Here is a 19145-nt window from a genome sequence, read left to right on the forward strand (position 1 = left end):
ACTGGCGAAAGCCGCTATTTTTTCAGATAAACCTTAGCCCTAATCAGTCCACTTATTACTGGATTAGCGACGGACCATGGCCGCGTTAAACCTTTCCATCTGTTAACGGGCCGCCATAATCACCTTTGGCAATGCGCCAGCCCGGACTCACCCTGCGTCGCCCCTGGCTGGCCCGGTGAAGACGTAACCGGTTATCGGTTGTTGGACAGTAGCGGTGGAATGGTTGGCACCTCCGGCGCGGTATCAATGTCTTTCTGCGTCATGCGAAAGGCTTCGGGATAATGCTCGCGCTGCGTGCGGCGGGCGGGTTCCGTATCGCGCCAGGTGTACAGGCAGAGCTGGCACTGGTAAAGGGTCCAGATGCCTTTAACTGGCGACGTGGCCATCGTTTCAATGCGCTTATCGGCACAGCGTGGACAGATCATTTGCGGCTCCTTATTTACGACTGGCTAACATGGCGGTCAGTTTCTCAACCCACTGCGCGGTTTCGGGGAGATCTTTCACCGGTTGGCTGTAGTGCCCACGAGCGTCTGGTGCAACCGGCGTGGTGGCATCAATGATCAGTTTGTCGGTGATACCCGCCGGGCTCGAGCCGGGATCCAGTTCCAGCACCGACATGTTGGGCAGCTGTACCAGATCGCCAGCCGGGTTCACCTTCGAGGATAGCGCCCACATCACCTGGGGGAGATCGAAGGGATCGACATCCTCATCCACCATAATCACCATCTTCACGTAACCCAGTCCGTGAGGCGTGGTCATTGCCCGCAGGCCAACCGCGCGCGCAAAGCCGCCGTAGCGTTTTTTGGTAGAGATAATTGCCAGCAGTCCGTGGGTGTACATGGCATTAACCGCCTGCACCTCAGGAAACTCTGCTTTGAGCTGCTGATAGAGCGGAACACAGGTAGCGGGGCCAATCAGATAATCTATTTCCGTCCAGGGCATACCGAGATACAGCGACTCAAAAATCGGCTTAGTGCGGTACGAAACCTTATCGATGCGCACCACCGTCATGTTGCGGCCGCCGGAATAGTGCCCGGTGAACTCACCAAAGGGCCCTTCAATTTCACGCTTACGCCCTTCTATCACCCCTTCGAGGATCACTTCTGACCCCCAGGGTACGTCAAAACCGGTAAGGGGAGCGGTGGCGATGGGACAGGGACTTTCACGCAGCGCACCGGCCATCTCATATTCCGACTGATCGTATTTGAGCGGCGTCGCGCCCATCAGCGTGATGATGGGATCATTTCCAAGCGTAATGGCAATCGGCAGATCCTCGCCCCGCTCCTCCGCTTTATGCAGGTGCAGAGCAATGTCATGCATCGGCACCGGCTGCAGGCCAAGCTTGCGCTTGCCCTTTACCTCCATACGGTAGATCCCGACGTTCTGCTTGCCAAAATGCTCCGGATCCAGTGGGTCGCGAGAGACCACGCAGGCCTTATCCAGATAGAAGCCGCCATCACCATCGTTAAGCCGGAACAGCGGCAGGATATCGAACAGGTTGATGTCGTCGCCATCCCGGGTATTTTCGGCCCAGCCGGGGTTTTCCCGCCGCTCAGGCGTCACCGGGAAGTTATCCCAGCGGCGAATAAACTCATCCACCTGCTGCTTCACCGGCGTATTGGGCGGCAGGCCGAGCGAAATGGCATGGTTTTGCCACGAACCGAGCGTATTCATGACCACGTGGGCATGATTAAAACCCTTAATCCGGGTGAAAGAGAGGGCGGGCGCCCCTTCGCCAATGCGGCCAGTCGCATTCGCCGCGGCGGCGATATCGGGCTCGGCGTTGACTTCTTCATCAATATGGAGCAGTTGCCCCTGCTCATCCAGCGCCCGAAGAAAACTGCGTAAATCATCAAATGCCATGGTTAACCTTATGAATGCATTCCGTTTGCAGGAACCGTTGCTCAGACGCTGTCATCCAGCTGGCGGCTACCGCAACCTTTCAGCCTTCACCCTGTTAAAAGTTAAGTTGACCGGTATCAGCCAGCAGAATCGCCTTAAGCCGATATTAGCCTTCTGAATATGTTCGTGTACGAACCATATAAATTCAGCCTAATACTGATTTGCACTGCTGACAACATCAGGCGAGCATAAAGTTCGTATACGAATATTTCAGCGCACTCTGTTGCAGGCGAAATTTTCGTGATGGTTTACAGAATGGAGTATTCTTGCGCTCTCAGATGCGGGCCTCGGGACTCTATAATGATCAATAAACTCGGCAATATTCCCTTTCACCTGATGCGCCAGCTGCTCCAGGAGCACACCGCGCTGTGGCAAAAGTCCTTACCCGATCTCACAAAGCAGCAGTATTCCGTGCTCTGTGCGGTGGCAGAGAAACCGGGCATTGAGCAGATGGATTTAATGGATGATGCACTGATGACCAAGGCCACCCTGGCCGAGCTGCTGGTGAGGATGGAAAAAAAAGGTTTGGTGGTACGCACAGCGGGGGAAACGGATAAGCGTCGTCGCTTGATTACTCTGGCCCCCAAAGGGGCTGCCGTGCTTCTGGAGGCACGTCCGGTTGCCGCAGCCGTGGATGCCGCTTTTCTTGCCCGTCTCGACGCGCCACAGCAGCAGGATCTGGTCACGCTGCTGCAAACCCTGCTCTGCGCTAAGGCCGAGGATGCTGCGAGTAAGCCATGATTCAGTGAGGGGAAGAGACGCTTTTACAGAGGGAAGATGCCAGCCACAGCGCGGCCATCAGGGTAGGCGGATGCGGTAACAGTCATGCAAATAAAAAAGCCAGGCCCCATGGGCCTGGCTTTTTTGTCGCGAGCGGGAAGCAATTGATGCGCCCCGTCGCAGCTCACGCAGACAGGCTACGGAGATTACTGGCCTTTAACTTCTTTCAGGCCGTTGAACGGCGCACGGCTGCCCAGCGCTTCTTCGATACGGATCAGCTGGTTGTACTTAGCCACGCGGTCAGAACGGCTCATAGAACCGGTTTTGATCTGGCCTGCTGCCGTACCCACTGCCAGGTCAGCGATGGTCGCATCTTCAGTTTCACCTGAACGGTGAGAGATCACCGCGGTATAGCCTGCATCTTTCGCCATTTTGATCGCTGCCAGAGTTTCGGTCAGTGAACCGATCTGGTTGAATTTGATCAGAATGGAGTTAGCGATACCTTTATCGATACCTTCCTTCAGGATTTTGGTGTTGGTTACGAACAGATCGTCACCCACCAGCTGGATTTTGTCGCCCAGCACTTTAGTCTGGTAAGCAAAGCCGTTCCAGTCAGACTCGTCCAGGCCATCTTCGATGGAGACGATAGGATACTGTTTGGTCAGGTCTTCCAGGAAATGCGTGAACTCTTCGGAGGTGAAGGCTTTGTTGCCTTCGCCAGCCAGCACGTATTTGCCATCTTTGTAGAACTCAGAGGCCGCGCAGTCCATCGCCAGGGTGATATCTTTACCCAGCTCGTAGCCCGCTGCTTTTACCGCTTCAGCGATAACCGCCAGCGCTTCGGCGTTAGAACCCAGGTTTGGCGCATAGCCACCTTCGTCACCTACCGCCGTGCTCATGCCCTTAGACTTCAGCACTTTTGCCAGGTTGTGGAAAACCTCAGAACCCATACGCACGGCTTCTTTCAGGTTTTTCGCGCCAACCGGCTGGATCATAAATTCCTGAATGTCGACGTTGTTGTCGGCATGTTCGCCGCCGTTGATGATGTTCATCATTGGCAGTGGCATTGAATATTTGCCCGGCGTACCGTTCAGTTCAGCAATGTGCTCGTACAGCGGCATGCCTTTAGCGGCAGCGGCAGCTTTCGCAGCGGCCAGAGAAACGGCCAGGATGGCGTTAGCGCCAAATTTGGATTTGTTCTCAGTACCGTCAAGATCGATCATGATCTTGTCGATGTTTGCCTGGTCTTTAGCATCTTTGCCGGTTACCGCGTCAGCGATAGGGCCATTGACTGCAGCAACGGCTTTGGTGACGCCTTTGCCGAGGAAGCGAGATTTGTCGCCATCACGCAATTCCAGCGCTTCGCGAGAGCCGGTAGAGGCGCCTGACGGTGCCGCAGCCATGCCAACGAAGCCGCCTTCAAGGTGAACTTCTGCTTCAACGGTAGGGTTTCCGCGCGAGTCGATGATTTCACGACCGATGACTTTAACGATTTTGGACATTAGATTTTCCTTAGTACAAGTTATCTTAAACTCAGACAAACAGCGCACAACACCCGTTATTCCCGCAGCAACTTTGACTGCCTGTTTCCCTCAAACGCTCGCGAACGAAGGCTTCTGAGGTCTCATCCCCTGCGCCTGGCGCAGAGGGATGTCTGACGGGTGGCGATAGTACGCCGCTATGAAAACACTTATTTTGCCAAACGCTTTTGGTACTCGCTGGCGGCCTTAACAAAGCCAGCAAACAGCGGGTGCCCGTCACGAGGAGTTGAGGTAAATTCCGGGTGGAACTGACACGCAACGAACCACGGATGATCGGGGATTTCAATAATCTCCACCAGCTGATCATCGCCGGAGCGACCTGCAACGCGTAAACCGGCCGCCTCGATCTGCTTCAACAGCATATTGTTGACTTCATAGCGATGGCGATGACGTTCAACGATGGTGTCTGAACCGTACAGTTCATGGACCAGGCTGTTCGGATCCAACTGGCACTGCTGGCTACCCAGGCGCATGGTGCCGCCAAGATCGCTCTGCTCAGTACGCAGCTCAACGTTGCCTTCTTCGTCGCGCCATTCGGTGATCAGTGCCACCACCGGATATTTACAGTCTGGCACAAATTCCGTTGAGTTTGCGTCTTCCATTCCCGCCACGTTACGGGCGAACTCCATCAGCGCAACCTGCATACCCAAACAAATGCCGAGGTAGGGAACGTTGTGCTCACGGGCATAGCGCGCGGTCATCAGCTTGCCTTCCACGCCGCGATAGCCGAAGCCACCCGGGATCAGAATCGCATCTAAATCCTTCAGCAATTCCACACCGCGCGTTTCCACATCCTGTGAGTCGATCAGTCGGATGTTAACCGTCACGCGGTTTTTCAGGCCGCCGTGCTTCAGCGCCTCGATCACCGACTTATAGGCATCCGGCAGTTCGACATATTTGCCAATCATGCCGATGGTCACTTCGCCACCCGGATTCGCTTCCTGGTAGATAACCTGTTCCCACTCGGACAGGTTGGCTTCCGGCGCGTTCAGGTTAAAGCGTTTACAGATATAATCGTCCAGTCCCTGGGATTTTAACATACCAGGAATCTTATAAATGGAATCAACGTCTTTCAGTGAGATGACCGCTTTTTCCGGCACGTTACAGAACAGCGCAATTTTTGCACGTTCGTTAGCCGGGACGGCGCGATCTGAACGGCAGATCAGCACGTCAGGCTGAATACCGATTGAGAGCAGCTCTTTAACCGAATGTTGAGTCGGTTTGGTTTTGACTTCACCGGCCGCCGCCATGTAGGGCACCAGCGTCAGGTGCATATACATGGTGTGCTCGCGGCCCACGTCAACGGCCATCTGGCGAATGGCTTCAAGAAACGGCAGCGATTCGATATCACCAACGGTTCCGCCGATTTCCACCAGCACCACGTCGTGACCTTCGCCGCCTTCCAGGATGCGTTCTTTAATGGCGTTGGTAATGTGTGGGATCACCTGAATGGTCGCCCCCAGATAGTCCCCACGGCGCTCTTTGCGCAGGACTTCTGAGTAGATACGGCCGGTGGTGAAGTTGTTCCGGCGGCTCATTTTAGTGCGAATAAAACGCTCGTAATGGCCGAGATCCAGATCGGTTTCCGCACCATCATCGGTGACGTAGACTTCACCGTGCTGAGTGGGGCTCATGGTACCCGGATCCACGTTGATATACGGGTCCAGCTTCATGATGGTGACGTTGAGGCCACGTGCTTCAAGAATAGCGGCCAGGGAGGCTGCGGCAATGCCTTTACCCAGAGAGGATACGACCCCGCCGGTCACAAAAATATAGTTCGTTGTCATGCTGAACCTGAGAAAGTAGGTTTAAAGACGATGGAATAACCAAGACGGGAAAACAGTATACGGGAATCCCCTCCGCCCCACAATTAATCGTTTTTGGTTATGCGCTTTCCATCGCACTGACCGCAGAATCGTACCCGATTACGCCCGCGCCGGATTTGACCTGAATCACATTTTGTTGAATCGAGTCAGCTGGGGATTTCGCCTGACTTTGCGTCAGGATCGGCAGAACCCTTCTCCTGCAACTTCACCTGCTGCCAGGCCGACTCCATCTGCTCAAGCGTCGCCTCAGTCATCTGCATTCCCTGCCCGGCGATAATCTGCTCAACCTGACGAAAGCGGCGTTCAAATTTATCGTTTGCCTTTTGCAGGGTCGTTTCCGCTTTGCTGCCAAGGTGGCGGGAAAGATTCACCGTCGCAAACAGCAGATCGCCGATCTCCTCTTCCAGCTTTTGCGGGTCGATCACCGCCTGTTTCGCCTCAAACATCACCTCGTCGATCTCTTCATACACTTTGTCCACCACCGGGCCCAGCGTATGCCAGTCAAAGCCGACGTTGCTGCAGCGTTTCTGGATCTTGTGCGCGCGCATCAGGGCGGGCATGGCGCGGGGAATATCATCAAGCGCGGAGTGCCGGGCCTTCTCTGCCCGCTCGCCGGTTTTAATCTGCTCCCAGTTCGCCAGCACCTCTTTGCTGTCACTGACTTGCACATCACCGAAGACGTGCGGATGACGACGCTCCAGCTTGTCGCTGATGGTGTTGCAGATGTCGTCGAAGTTAAAGCGCCCCTCTTCATTCGCCATCTGGGCGTAGAACACAATCTGGAACAGCAAATCGCCCAGTTCGCCCTGAAGATCGTCAAAATCCTCACGGCTGATAGCGTCCAGCACTTCCCAGGTCTCTTCAAGGGTATAGGGGGCGATTGAGGCCCAGGTCTGTTCGCGATCCCACGGGCAGCCATGCTGCGGATCGCGGAGGGTTTTCATGATGCCCAGCAGGCGATCGAGAGCGTTCATCAGTTTTCCAATTCTTTCAGGGCAGAAGCGGCCTGGTCGATCGTTGCGGCCAGGCCAGGGAGGTTAATGCAGTCGTCTGGCGTCGATAATGTCCGGCACCTGGTTCAGCCGCGCCAGCACGCGGCCCAGCACCTGATGGTTGTAGATTTCAATGTCCATATCAATGGTAGCCAGCTGTTTTTTGGTGTCGCTGCGACTGGAGACGCCCAGCACGTTGACCTTCTCATTCGCCAGAATGGTGGTGATATCGCGCAGCAGCCCGCTGCGATCGTTAGCCGTCACCCGCACCACCAGCGAATAGCCGCTTGAGTAGCTTTCACCCCAGACGGCATCCACGATGCGCTCGGGTGCGTGCGACATCAGCTCCGTCAGCTGGTCACAGTCGGCGCGGTGAATTGAAATGCCGCGCCCCTGGGTAATAAAGCCGACAATATCATCGCCGGGGATCGGCTGGCAGCAGCGAGCAATGTGGTGCATCAGGTTGCCGACGCCCTCAACCACCACGCGTCCGCTCTCCTTGCTGCGTGGCGCGGCAGATTTCTGGGTGAGCTGGCGAAGTGCTTCGCGATCTTCCTCCTCTGCGCTCGGCTTATTCAGCTTCGATTGCAGGAAGTTGACCATCTGATTGAGGCGAATATCACCGCCGCCAATCGATGCCAGCAGTTCGTCCAGGGAGTTGACGTTATAGCGCGGCAGCAGCAGCTTCTCAGCCTCTTTAATGCTGATATCCAGCTGATCCAGTTCGCTGTCGAGGATTTGGCGACCGGCAATGATGTTCTTATCGCGATCCTGCTTACGGAACCAGGCGTGGATTTTGGAGCGACCGCGGCTGGTGGTGACATAGCCAAGATTCGGGTTAAGCCAGTCACGGCTCGGGTTAGGCTGCTTCTGAGTGATAATGTCAATCTGATCGCCCATTTGCAGCTGGTAGGTGAACGGCACGATGCGCCCACCAATTTTCGCCCCGATGCAGCGGTGACCGATGTCGCTGTGGATGTGGTAGGCAAAGTCGAGCGGTGTCGAACCCGCAGGCAGGTCGACCACGTCGCCTTTTGGCGTAAACACATAGACCCGGTCGTCAAAGACCTGGCTGCGCACCTCGTCAAGCATCTCTCCGGTGTCGGCCATCTCCTCCTGCCAGGCGATCAGCTTACGCAGCCACGCAATACGCTCTTCGTGGCCTGAGGCCCCGCGTGCGCTGCCGCCGCTGGTGCCGCCCTCTTTATACTTCCAGTGAGCGGCTACGCCGAGTTCAGCGTCTTCATGCATCTGCCGGGTACGGATCTGTATTTCAACCGTTTTGCCCTGCGGCCCCAGCACCACGGTATGAATCGACTGATAGCCGTTGGGCTTGGGGTTAGCCACGTAATCGTCAAACTCGCTCGGCAGGTGGCGATAGAGCGTATGGACAATGCCCAGCGCGCCGTAGCAGTCCTGAAGACGTTCGGCAACAATGCGCACTGCCCGCACGTCAAACAGCTCATCAAAGGTCAGCGCCTTTTTCTGCATTTTGCGCCAGATGCTGTAGATATGCTTCGGACGGCCATAAACCTCGGCTTTTACTCCCTCCTTCACGATTTCAGTGCGCAGGGATCCGACGAAGGTGTCAATATAGTCTTCGCGATCGATGCGTCTTTCGTGCAGGAGTTTTGCGATGTGTTTGTATTCGTCCGGATGAAGATAGCGGAAGCAGAAATCTTCCAGCTCCCACTTCAGCTGACCAATCCCCAGACGGTTCGCCAGTGGCGCATAGATGTTTGTACACTCTTTCGCCGCCAGCACGCGCTCATCTTCCGGCGCGTCTTTGACCTCCCGCAGGTGGGCAATTCGCTCCGCCAGCTTGATCACCACACAGCGGAAGTCCTCCACCATTGCCAGCAGCATGCGCCGGACGTTATCGACCTGTTCGGAGGCCATGGAGTCATTGTGCGTGGCCTTAAGCTGACGGATGGCGTCCATATCACGCACGCCGTGCACCAGCGAGACAATGGCCTTACCGAACTCCTCTTCCAGCACCGCTTCGGATACAACGTTAGCATCGGCCAGAGGAAACAGCAGCGCCGCGCGAAGACTTTCGTTATCCATACTCAGCATGGAGAGAATTTCGACCATCTCGACGCCGCGCCACAGCAGCAGCGCGGCATCCGGATGATTGCGTGTCGCCTCGTCGCAGTAGCGCCAGGTATCGGCCAGTCGTTCACATGACTGCTGGTTAGAGATCCCCAAACTGGTGATCCATTGGTCGAGCGCAAACTCGCCAGCCGTATTCAAATGTGCACTTCTTACCGCAACCATAACCTCTCCTGGCGTCCCCCCTGCCGGGGATCTATTTTCGGCTAAACAGCACCATGGACTCTACGTGCCCGGTATGTGGAAACATATCAAGCAGTGTAACCCGTTCCAATTGGTAGCCCGCTGTCAGAAGAATCTGACAATCCCGGGCAAGTGTAGTCGGATTACAGGAAACATAAACTACCCGTTCCGGCGCAAGTTTAATAATGTGATTCATTACACCTGCCGCGCCAGCCCGTGCCGGATCCAGTAAAACCTTGTTAAACCCTTGTGCAGCCCACGGCTGCTGCGCCACGTCCTCTTCCAGATTATGCTGATAAAAGGTGACATGGTTCAGATTATTCAGTGCGGCATTATACGCACCCTTCTCCACCAACGCTGTCACCCCCTCCACACCGATAACACTTTCTGCATAATTTCCCATGGGAAGCGAAAAATTCCCCATGCCGCAGAACAGGTCCAGTACACGATCCTGAGGATGCAGATCCAGCCATGCCAGCGCCTGGTGCACCATCTGCTGGTTCAACGCTGCGTTGACCTGAATAAAGCCGCGTGGACTAAACGTAAGCGTCAGATCGTCGAGCCGATAATAAGGCATTTCGCCGCTAACCTGCTCAAGCGTATCACTGTCCGGCGCCAGGTATAATGCAATCTGATGATTATGCGAAAAGCGTTCCAGTTTGCGACGATCCTCCTCGCCGAGCGGGTCAAGATGACGTAAAACCAGCTGTGTGCCGTTATCCGCCTGAATCAGTTCAACGTGGCCCAGCCGGTCGCTCGCCTGCAGGCTGCTCAATACCTGGTGCAGGGGGTTGATCAATGCTTCAAGCTCGGGCTTCAAAACAGGGCACTGGGTAATATTGACCAGCTCGTCTGAAGAGGACCGCCGGAAACCCATCTGCAATGTCTGACTGCGCCGATGCCAGGAGAGTCCCAGTCGTGCGCGGCGGCGATAGCCATAAGCCTCGCCGGCAATGATCTGCGTTACCTCCACCGGCTGCCCGGTCGCCTGTCCCAGCATTCTTGCCAGCGACTGTGCTTTGCTGCGCTGTTGCAGTGCAGGGGAGGCATGCTGCTGTGAACAGCCGCCACACTGGCTGAAATGTGGGCAGGCAGGCGTCACCCGCTCCGGGCTGGTAGAGAGCAGACGTTTTGCGTTCCCCCTGGCCCAGGCGCGTTTATCTTCAACAATTTCAACCTCGACCTGTTCACCCGGCAGCGCGCCATTGATGAAAAGCGCCTTGCCATTGTGCCTGGCCACGCCCTGTCCTGCCCCGTCCAGCTCATATACCATCGTCGTCACGATCTGGCGGGTCGTCACGCGGCGTTTTGCAGAGTAGAATTGCGCCATTATTCAGTTTCATTCCGAAAGTAGTGAGCGAAAAAACGTGCGTAGCCTACACCAGCGATCGGATTAATTCGACCCGCGTGACGCGTCAGCTGGTTTATTACGTGCTTCAGGAAGATTATGACCAAATATAGCCTGCGGGCACGCATGATGATCTTGATTCTGGCCCCCACCCTGATGATTGGGCTGATGCTAAGCACCTTCTTCGTGGTGCATCGTTATAACGAACTTCATCGCCAGCTGGTGGATGCCGGTGCCAATATTATTGAACCACTGGCGGTTGCCAGTGAGTATGGCATGACCTTCCACAGCCGCGAGTCGGTGCGCCAGCTGGTCAGCCTGCTGCACCGTCGCCATTCGGAAATTGTACGCGCAATTACCGTCTTTGATGCGCAGAACCAGCTGTTCGTCACCTCGAACTTTCATATCAGCCCGTCCAGGCTGCGCGTACCCGACGGAGAAAAGCTCCCGGCCACCCTGACCTATGAACGCGAAGGTAGCGTGGTGATCCTGCGTACGCCGATTGTGTCTGAAAGCTACTTTCCTGATGAGTCGCCCGGCGACGATGCCAAGCCTACCGGCAACCCGCTGGGCTATGTCGCCATCGAACTTGATCTTCAGTCCGTCAGGCTTCAGCAGTACAAGGAGGTGTTCATCTCCACGCTGATGCTGCTGTTTTGCCTCTGTCTTGCCATGCTGTTTGCCTACCGACTGATGCGTAATGTCACCGGGCCCATTCGCGATATGGTCAGCACCGTTGACCGCATCCGTCGCGGCCAGCTGGACAGCCGCGTCTCCGGCTTTATGCTGGGTGAGCTTGATATGCTGAAGAACGGCATTAACTCCATGGCGATGTCCCTGACCGCCTACCACGAGGAGATGCAGCAGAATATCGATCAGGCGACCTCCGATCTGCGTGAAACGCTGGAGCAGATGGAGATCCAGAACGTCGAGCTGGATCTGGCGAAGAAGCGCGCCCAGGAGGCAGCCAGGATTAAATCCGAGTTCCTTGCCAATATGTCCCATGAACTGCGCACCCCGCTGAATGGGGTGATTGGCTTCACCCGACAAACGCTGAAAACGTCGCTTAACGTTACCCAGCGTGACTATCTTCATACCATCGAGCGCTCGGCCAATAACCTGCTGAGTATCATCAATGACGTACTCGATTTTTCCAAGCTGGAAGCCGGGAAGCTGATACTGGAAACCATCCCCTTTCCGCTGCGCGTAACGCTGGATGAGGTGGTGGTGCTGCTGGCTCAGTCGGCGCATGAGAAGGGGCTGGAGCTCACCCTGAGCATTCAGCATGACGTGCCGGATAATGCCATTGGCGACCCGCTACGCCTGCAGCAAATACTGGTCAACCTGCTGGGTAATGCCATCAAATTCACCGAACGCGGCAATATTGATATTCGCGTGGAAAAACGCTCCCTCAGCAATAATCGGGTCGATCTTGAGGTGCAGATCCATGATACCGGCATCGGCATTTCTGAAAAACAGCAGTCCCAGCTGTTTCAGGCTTTTCGTCAGGCGGATGCCAGTATTTCACGCCGCCACGGTGGCACCGGGCTGGGGTTAGTGATCACGCAGCGGCTGGTGAATGAAATGGGCGGTGAAATTTCGTTCCACAGTCGGCTAAACCAGGGGTCGACCTTCTGGTTCAATGTTGATCTGGCGCTTAATCCTAATGCTGCAAGCGACCCGCGCGCCATGGAGTGCCTGCAGGGCAAAAGGCTGGCCTATGTGGAAGCCAATGAGGCCGCCGCGCAGGCAACCCTGACGATGCTGGAGGCGACGCAGATGACCGTCAGCTACAGCGCCACGCTCAACGGCCTGGCAGAAAGCCATTATGACGCGTTGCTGTTAGGTCTTCCCGTTACCCACGAGGCTGAGATTGAGTCAGAGGACCTGCTTCCGGCGCTGCAGCGGGCCGACAACGTGATTATGGCGCTCCCCTGCCAGATGCAGGTTTATGCGGAAGAACTCAAGGCCCGTGGCGTCAGCGCCTGCCTGATTAAGCCCGTTTCCCTGACTCGCCTGCTGCCAGTCCTGATCGACCATCATTCCCGCGTGCTTCCCTTCCCGGTGCCGCGTCAGCGATTGCCGCTTACGGTGATGGCGGTGGATGATAATCCTGCCAATCTGAAGCTGATTGGTGCCCTGCTGGAAGAACAGGTTGAGCATATTGTTCTGTGCGACAGCGGTAAGAATGCCATCCGCATGGCGAAGGATCGCGAACTGGATATTATTCTTATGGATATTCAGATGCCCGAAATTGATGGCATCCGCGCCAGTGAGATTATCCGTCAGCTCCCTCAGCATTACTCCACCCCGATTGTGGCCGTTACGGCGCACACGCTGGACGGTGAGAAAGAGCAATTTATAAAGGCGGGCATGAATGACTACCTGGCTAAACCGATTGACGAGGAGCGTCTCAGCCAGCTGCTGGCACGCTACTCGTCGGTTAAGCCTCCGGTTTTAGTCAAAATCCCTGATGTCTCCGCTTCGCTTGACTGGCAGCTGGCGCTCCGTCAGGCCGCGAATAAGCCCGATCTGGCGCGTGAGCTGTTACAAATGCTGGTCGATTTTCTGCCGGAAGTGCGGGCGCTTGTGGAGCGCTATATGGCTGAGGATAACGTGCCGGGACTGCGCGATATCATTCATAAGCTGCACGGGAGCGCCAGCTACAGTGGCGTACCGCGTATGAAGCAGCTCTGTCAGCAGCTGGATCGTAGTCTGCGGAACAATCCTCACATAGAGGGAACCGAACCTGAGCTTTTTGAGCTGCTTGATGAAATCGAAAATGTGGCCCGACTTGCCAGGGAGCGGTTGGATCGGTAAGGGCCTGCCTTAACGGCCCGACCGCCGTTTGCTCCCTCAGGGGCGCGGCATCTGCTGACCGATGGCCAGTGAGGCGGCGATATTTCTCGCCGTCATACGCACGTTTTCCGCCGCGTTCTCCAGCGCTTCCTCAAGGGTACAGATGCTGTAGATCACGCTGAATACGGCATCTAACCCATGCTGATGCACCACCGCCACGTCATCGGTCAGGCTGCCTGCAATGCCGATAACCGGTTTGTTGTAGCGTTTTGCGACCTGCGCGACGCCAATCGGCACTTTGCCGTGAATGGTCTGGCTGTCAATGCGCCCCTCACCGGTTATCACCAGCGTTGCATCCCTGACCAGTTCATCCAGACCCAGCGCTTCGGTAACGATTTCAATACCCCGCCGCAGCTCCGCATGGCAAAACGCATGCAGCGCCACGCCCATTCCCCCCGCCGCGCCGCCGCCCGGCAGTTGCAGCACATCGATATCCAGCTCGCGCTGGATCACGTCGGCATAGTGGCCCAGCGCGGCATCAAGCTGGCTGACCAGTTCTGGCGTGGCGCCCTTTTGCGGGCCAAAAACGGCGGAAGCCCCCTCCTTGCCCAGCAGGGGGTTCGTCACGTCGCATGCGACCTCAAAACGACGCTGTTTAATACGCGGATCGAATTTGCTCAGATCAATGTCAGCCAGCTGCGCCAGCTGGCCGCCGCCGAAGCCAATCTGTTTTCCCTGGCTGTCCAGCAGCTGGGCACCGAGTGCCTGTAACATCCCTGCGCCGCCATCATTGGTGGCGCTACCGCCGATACCAATAATGAAATGCTCTACGCCCCGATCGAGCGCGTTACGGATCAGCTCTCCCGTTCCCCATGAGGTGGTGATCAGCGGGTCGCGGCGGCTGACCGGCACCTTTTCCAGTCCGCTCGCCGCCGCCATTTCAATAAAAGCCCGGCTGCCATCGCCAGATAGCCCGTAAAATGCCTCGACGGGCTCGCCCAGCGGCCCGGTCACGCTGAGCGTAACGAAGGTTCCGTTCGTTGCGGCGACCATCGCCTCAACCGTACCCTCGCCGCCATCTGCGACCGGCAACCTGACATACTCCGCAGCAGGAAAAATTTCACGAAATCCCAGCTCAATCTGCACGGCGACCTGCTGGGCAGACAAACTCTCTTTATATGAATCCGGTGCGATTACTATTTTCATACGTTATCCGGGCGCTGTGAACCGGCCTTAGCCAGCGAGTCAGGTCCCGGCCTGTCAGCAGGCCGGGACAGGATGCTAATGAGTAATTCCAACGTTGGTTAACTTCTCATAATAGCAAGCCAGCGCGCTATGGTCGGCATCCCCCAGCCCGTCGGCGCGCAGCATCTGCATCATCTCCATCACCGCCGCCGTCAGCGGCAGCTGTGCGCCCACTTCATGGGAGGTATCAAGCGCATTGGCTAAATCCTTGATATGCAGGTTAATACGGAAGCCGGGTTTGAAATCCCGCGCCAGCACCATGGGCGCTTTCGCATCCAGAACCGTACTGCCCGCCAGCCCGCCGCGAATCGCCTGAAAAACCTGCTGCGGATCCACCCCGGCTTTGGTTGCCAGCGTCAGCGCTTCTGACATGGCTGCAATGTTCAGCGCGACAATCACCTGATTGGCAAGCTTGGTGACGTTACCCGCGCCGATATCACCGGTGTGGATCACGGAACCTGCCATCGCTTTCATGATCTCATAGCACTTATCAAACAGCGCCTTGTCACCGCCCACCATGACCGACAGCGTACCCTCAATGGCTTTGGGTTCTCCACCGCTTACCGGTGCATCCAGCAGCGCTATCTCTTTCTGCGCCAGCGCCTGGTGAAATTCCCGGCTGGCCAGCGGGGCAATGGAGCTCATATCGATCACAATGGTGCCGGGCCTGGCACCCTGAATAACGCTCTCTTCCCCCAGCAGCACTTCCCTGACGTGCGGAGAGTTAGGCAGCATGGTAATTATCACCTCGCACTGTTCCGCCACCGCTTTCGCACTTTTAGCCACTACGGCCCCTGCGCTGACCAGTTCGGCTTCGCTCTCTGTATTATGATCGCGAACCACCAGCGAATAGCCTGCCTTCAGCAGATTTTTACTCATGGGCTTACCCATGATACCCAGACCAATAAAGCCAATTTTCATCTTGCTTCTCCTGTAGGGGAATTATTGCTTAAAGCGATCGCACAGGGCCTGCGTGGCGCTACGGAAGACACCCACATCACTGCCAACCGCGACAAAACCCGCTCCCCATGAAAGGTAACGGCGCGCATCGGCCTCGACCGGAGCCAGTATGCCGCTCGGCTTACCCGCAGCCTTTGCCCGCTCGAAAATATGCTTTATCACCTTAAGCACCTCGGGGTGTGCAGGCTGACCGAGATAACCCAGCGCGGCCGAGAGATCGCCAGGCCCGACAAAAATGCCATCCACGCCCTCGACGGCTGCAATCGCATCAATGTTATCCACCGCCTGCTGCGTTTCGATCTGCACCAGCACGGTAATGTTGTCATTAACCGTGCTGTTGTACTCCGGCACGGTGCCGTACATATTGCTGCGATGCGAAACGGAAACGCCGCGGATCCCAAGGGGCGGATAGCGCGTTGAGGCCACCGCCCGCAAGGCTTCCTCCTGCGTTTCAACAAAGGGGATCAGAAAGTTGGAAAAACCAATATCCAGCAGCCGCTTAATAATGACCGGCTCGTTGCATGGTGGGCGAACAACCGGCGCGCTGACGCTGCCTTTAAGCGCCATCAGCTGCGGTACGAAGGTGGTGATATCGTTTGGCGCATGCTCGCCGTCAAGTACCAGCCAGTCGAACCCGGCCAGCCCCAGCACTTCGGTAGAGATTGGGCTGGCCAGTGCGCACCAGCTGCCAATTAGCGTTTCTCCCGCCAGCAGGCGCTGGCGAAAACCGTTTGGATTGCTTATATAGCTCATCAGTGACTCCTGAAAAAGTTAGCGCACAAGGCAGGGGCGTTTGCGGTCAAAGGTCCAGCCGGGGTGCAGATACTGCATCGCCCGGGCGTCGTTACGTGCGCCGCCGGGCAGGCTTTGATGCAGGGCATGAGCCTGCTCTACCCTCGCCCAGTCCAGCTCAATGCCCAGCCCCGGCGCATCAGGCAAGGTAATGCTGCCGTTACGGATTTGCAGGGGTGCTTTGGTCAGACGCTGCTCGCCTTCCTGCCAGATCCAGTGGGTATCAATGGCCGTAGGCTTACCCGGCGCAGCCGCCCCGACGTGGGTGAACATCGCCAGTGAAATATCAAAGTGGTTATTAGAGTGGCAGCCCCAGGTCAGTCCCCAGTCGTCGCAGAGCTGTGCGACGCGTACTGCGCCGCTTAGCGTCCAGAAATGTGGATCCGCCAGCGGGATATCGACGGCGTTGAGCATCACCGCATGGTTCATTTCCCGCCAGTTGGTGGCTATCATATTGGTGGCAACCGGCAGGCCAGTTGCCCGGCGGAATTCGGCCATTACTTCACGTCCGGAATAGCCCTGCTCCGCACCGCAGGGGTCTTCGGCATAGGTCAGAATACCGTTCATATCTTTGCACAGGGCGATCGCTTCATTCAGAGACCAGGCGCCGTTGGGGTCCACGGTTATTCGCGCATCAGGAAAGCGCTTCTTCATCGCCCTGACAGCCTCAATCTCCTGTTCGCCAGGCAGTACGCCCCCCTTCAGTTTGAAATCCTTAAAGCCATACCTGTCCTGAGCGGCTTCGGCAAGCCGCACGATCGCTGCGCTGTCCATCGCCTGCTGATGCCGCAGGTGATACCAGTCATGGCCGCGCGTTTCGCCCTCGAGGTAAGGAAGGTCGGTTTTTTCACGGTCGCCGACGTAAAACAGGTAACCCAGTACCCTGACCTCATCGCGCTGCTTACCCGGCCCAAGGAGTTCCGCCACCGGCACCCCCAGCCACTGTCCCAGCAGGTCGAGCAGCGCCGCCTCCAGCGCGGCAACGACATTCACCCTGAGCTCAAAGGTCCAGGCCCCCTTGCCGAAGGTGTCAAAATCGTCGGACTGGCTGCCCTTATGGACGTTCTGCACCAGCCGGTTCATCCTCGCGATCTCCTTTCCCTGCACCTGGGGAATGGCATCCATCAGCGTTTGATAAATAGTTTCACCGCCGGGTGCTTCACCCACGCCCGTATGCCCCGCGCTGTCGGTGAGCACCACGATATTGCGGGTGAAGAAGGGATCGTGTGCGCCGCCGATGTTCAGCAGCATGCTGTCATGGCCCGCCACCGGGATCACTTTCATATCGGTTATAACCGGACTGCTTTGCATATTCATAACCTGTCCTTACAGAGAGTTCAGTTCAATACGTTTAATGTCAGTGACCAGCACCAGATAGCTCAGTACGGCCACAAAGGCGTGGATGCCCACATAGACCAGCGCGCCGTTATAGGAGCCGGTGGTCGCAATAATGTAGCCGATAGCAACAGGCGTGATGATGCCCGAGGCGTTGCCAAACATATTGAACAGGCCGCCGCTGAGTCCGCTGATCTCCTTTGGCGCCGTATCGGCCATAACTGCCCAGCCCAGCGCGCCGATCCCCTTCCCAAAGAACGCCAGCGACATAAAGAAGACCACTACCCATTCGGTATCAACGTAATTACAGACCACCATCGACACCGAGAGCAGCATACCGAGCACAATCGGCGTCTTACGGGCGATATTCAGCGACCCGGTTTTACGCATCAGCCAGTCTGAAATAATGCCGCCCAGCACGCCGCCTAAAAAACCACATATGGCGGGGATGGCCGCCACCATCCCGGCTTTGAGAATGGACATACCCCGCGCCTGCACCAGATAGACCGGGAACCAGGTAATAAAGAAGTAGGTCAGGGCGTTGATGCAGTATTGTCCAAGGTAAATCCCCAACATCATCCGCGAGCTGACCAGCTGTTTAATCTGATGTATCCGCTCACCCCAGCCGATGCTGCGCACTACGGCACTGCGTTGATCCATATTGATCAGCGCCCCGCCCTGCTCCATATATTCCAGCTCGGCTTTATTGACGCCGGGATGATCGTTGGGATCGTGAATAACCTTCTGCCAGATAAAGCTGATAACGATCCCGAGCCCGCCCATAAACCAGAAGACGTGCGCCCAGCCTACGGTCGATGTCAGCCAGCCCATGATTGGTGCGAAAATGACCGTGGCAAAATACTGCGCTGAATTGAACAGGGCGACGGCGGTGCCACGCTCCTGCGCGGGGAACCAGGCAGCAACGATGCGGCTGTTGCCGGGGAAGGAGGGTGCCTCCGCCAGCCCGACCATAAATCGCAGCGCAAACAGCACGGCGATAATGGTAAAACCACTAAACAGGTCGACAAATCCCTGTAGGAACGTGAAAAGCGACCAGAGAAATATGCTCCAGAAGTAAACTCGCTTTGAGCCATAGCGGTCCAGTAGCCAGCCTCCTGGGATCTGGCCTATGACATAGGCCCATGAAAAGGCTGAGAAGATATAGCCCAGCCCCACAGGATCAAGGCCAATATCCTTCGACATGGCGGAACCGGCAATGGCAATTGTCGAGCGGTCTCCGTAATTGAAAGAGGTAACGATAAATAGCATCACCACTATCCAGTAGCGGGCGTTTGTTCTTTTTTGTACGGCGCTCGCGGCACTGCTGACTGAATTCATTATCTACTCCCGAAATATAGCGACCAGGCAACGTTCACTCTGTACGGCATAC

The 19145-nt window shown here is 56.4% G+C and carries 14 protein-coding genes; 2 read left to right on the forward strand and 12 right to left on the reverse strand.

From position 1 onward, the window contains the following. Positions 1–191: 191 nt before the first annotated feature. Entirely contained in the window at positions 192–425 is a 234-nt protein-coding gene (locus AAGR22_RS17695; RefSeq protein WP_345828770.1) for a non-oxidative hydroxyarylic acid decarboxylases subunit D, read from the reverse strand. Between the two features lie 10 nt (positions 426–435). Beyond that, entirely contained in the window at positions 436–1863 is a 1428-nt protein-coding gene (locus tag AAGR22_RS17700; RefSeq protein ID WP_067707578.1) for a non-oxidative hydroxyarylic acid decarboxylases subunit C, read from the reverse strand. A gap of 339 nt (positions 1864–2202) precedes the next feature. Here AAGR22_RS17700 and AAGR22_RS17705 point away from each other — a divergent pair, with 339 nt between their 5' ends. Then, positions 2203–2643 (forward strand): MarR family transcriptional regulator, encoded by a 441-nt coding sequence (locus tag AAGR22_RS17705; protein ID WP_345828772.1) that lies wholly within the window; start codon positions 2203–2205, stop codon positions 2641–2643. 185 nt (positions 2644–2828) lie between these two features. On the opposite strand, the gene eno is transcribed toward AAGR22_RS17705, so the two are convergent. From eno to rlmD, 5 genes are all read right to left on the reverse strand, one after another. Next, positions 2829–4124 carry a phosphopyruvate hydratase gene (gene eno / locus AAGR22_RS17710; RefSeq protein ID WP_067707573.1) on the reverse strand — a complete coding sequence of 432 codons (1296 nt, stop codon included), beginning with the start codon at positions 4122–4124 and terminating at the stop codon, positions 2829–2831. A 188-nt stretch (positions 4125–4312) separates the two neighbouring features. Then, entirely contained in the window at positions 4313–5950 is a 1638-nt protein-coding gene (pyrG, locus tag AAGR22_RS17715; protein WP_067707569.1) for a CTP synthase (glutamine hydrolyzing), read from the reverse strand. Positions 5951–6135: 185 nt separating this feature from the next. Then, complete coding sequence (gene mazG / locus AAGR22_RS17720) at positions 6136–6963, reverse strand: nucleoside triphosphate pyrophosphohydrolase (RefSeq protein WP_345828774.1); 828 nt, start codon at positions 6961–6963, stop codon at positions 6136–6138. Between the two features lie 63 nt (positions 6964–7026). Beyond that, positions 7027–9258, reverse strand: coding sequence for a GTP diphosphokinase (gene relA / locus AAGR22_RS17725; protein ID WP_067707563.1), 2232 nt, complete (start codon positions 9256–9258; stop codon positions 7027–7029). A gap of 31 nt (positions 9259–9289) precedes the next feature. Then, positions 9290–10606: a 23S rRNA (uracil(1939)-C(5))-methyltransferase RlmD gene (gene rlmD, locus AAGR22_RS17730; RefSeq protein WP_345828776.1), complete on the reverse strand. Its 1317-nt coding sequence runs from the start codon at positions 10604–10606 to the stop codon at positions 9290–9292. A gap of 117 nt (positions 10607–10723) precedes the next feature. On the opposite strand from rlmD, the gene barA reads away from it, so the two are divergent. After that, complete coding sequence (barA, locus tag AAGR22_RS17735; RefSeq protein WP_067707559.1) at positions 10724–13444, forward strand: two-component sensor histidine kinase BarA; 2721 nt, start codon at positions 10724–10726, stop codon at positions 13442–13444. 36 nt (positions 13445–13480) lie between these two features. Here barA and AAGR22_RS17740 read toward each other — a convergent pair whose 3' ends face one another. The 5 genes from AAGR22_RS17740 to AAGR22_RS17760 form a co-directional block, all read right to left on the reverse strand. Further along, entirely contained in the window at positions 13481–14629 is a 1149-nt protein-coding gene (locus AAGR22_RS17740) for a glycerate kinase (RefSeq protein WP_067707556.1), read from the reverse strand. Positions 14630–14704: 75 nt separating this feature from the next. Further along, positions 14705–15589, reverse strand: coding sequence for a 2-hydroxy-3-oxopropionate reductase (garR, locus tag AAGR22_RS17745; protein ID WP_345828779.1), 885 nt, complete (start codon positions 15587–15589; stop codon positions 14705–14707). A 21-nt stretch (positions 15590–15610) separates the two neighbouring features. Then, positions 15611–16381, reverse strand: a complete 771-nt coding sequence (gene garL, locus AAGR22_RS17750; RefSeq protein ID WP_345828781.1) for a 2-dehydro-3-deoxyglucarate aldolase — start codon at positions 16379–16381, stop codon at positions 15611–15613. A gap of 18 nt (positions 16382–16399) precedes the next feature. Further along, positions 16400–17737 (reverse strand): enolase C-terminal domain-like protein, encoded by a 1338-nt coding sequence (locus tag AAGR22_RS17755; RefSeq protein WP_345828783.1) that lies wholly within the window; start codon positions 17735–17737, stop codon positions 16400–16402. Positions 17738–17746: 9 nt separating this feature from the next. Next, a complete protein-coding gene (locus AAGR22_RS17760; protein WP_067707546.1) occupies positions 17747–19093 on the reverse strand; it encodes an MFS transporter in 1347 nt (448 codons plus the stop codon). Between the last annotated feature and the right edge of the window lie 52 nt (positions 19094–19145).

Origin of the sequence: Erwinia sp. HDF1-3R, from assembly GCF_039621855.1 — a bacterium.
GTDB lineage: Bacteria > Pseudomonadota > Gammaproteobacteria > Enterobacterales > Enterobacteriaceae > Erwinia.

Excerpts from the sequence above, each read along its gene's own strand:
- AAGR22_RS17695 (WP_345828770.1), bottom strand. The coding sequence starts at position 425 with ATGATCTGTCCACGCTGTGCCGATAAGCGCATTGAAACGATGGCCACG.
- AAGR22_RS17700 (WP_067707578.1), bottom strand. The coding sequence starts at position 1,863 with ATGGCATTTGATGATTTACGCAGTTTTCTTCGGGCGCTGGATGAGCAG.
- AAGR22_RS17705 (WP_345828772.1), top strand. The coding sequence starts at position 2,203 with ATGATCAATAAACTCGGCAATATTCCCTTTCACCTGATGCGCCAGCTG.
- eno (WP_067707573.1), bottom strand. The coding sequence starts at position 4,124 with ATGTCCAAAATCGTTAAAGTCATCGGTCGTGAAATCATCGACTCGCGC.
- pyrG (WP_067707569.1), bottom strand. The coding sequence starts at position 5,950 with ATGACAACGAACTATATTTTTGTGACCGGCGGGGTCGTATCCTCTCTG.
- mazG (WP_345828774.1), bottom strand. The coding sequence starts at position 6,963 with ATGAACGCTCTCGATCGCCTGCTGGGCATCATGAAAACCCTCCGCGAT.
- relA (WP_067707563.1), bottom strand. The coding sequence starts at position 9,258 with ATGGTTGCGGTAAGAAGTGCACATTTGAATACGGCTGGCGAGTTTGCG.
- rlmD (WP_345828776.1), bottom strand. The coding sequence starts at position 10,606 with ATGGCGCAATTCTACTCTGCAAAACGCCGCGTGACGACCCGCCAGATC.
- barA (WP_067707559.1), top strand. The coding sequence starts at position 10,724 with ATGACCAAATATAGCCTGCGGGCACGCATGATGATCTTGATTCTGGCC.
- AAGR22_RS17740 (WP_067707556.1), bottom strand. The coding sequence starts at position 14,629 with ATGAAAATAGTAATCGCACCGGATTCATATAAAGAGAGTTTGTCTGCC.
- garR (WP_345828779.1), bottom strand. The coding sequence starts at position 15,589 with ATGAAAATTGGCTTTATTGGTCTGGGTATCATGGGTAAGCCCATGAGT.
- garL (WP_345828781.1), bottom strand. The coding sequence starts at position 16,381 with ATGAGCTATATAAGCAATCCAAACGGTTTTCGCCAGCGCCTGCTGGCG.
- AAGR22_RS17755 (WP_345828783.1), bottom strand. The coding sequence starts at position 17,737 with ATGAATATGCAAAGCAGTCCGGTTATAACCGATATGAAAGTGATCCCG.
- AAGR22_RS17760 (WP_067707546.1), bottom strand. The coding sequence starts at position 19,093 with ATGAATTCAGTCAGCAGTGCCGCGAGCGCCGTACAAAAAAGAACAAAC.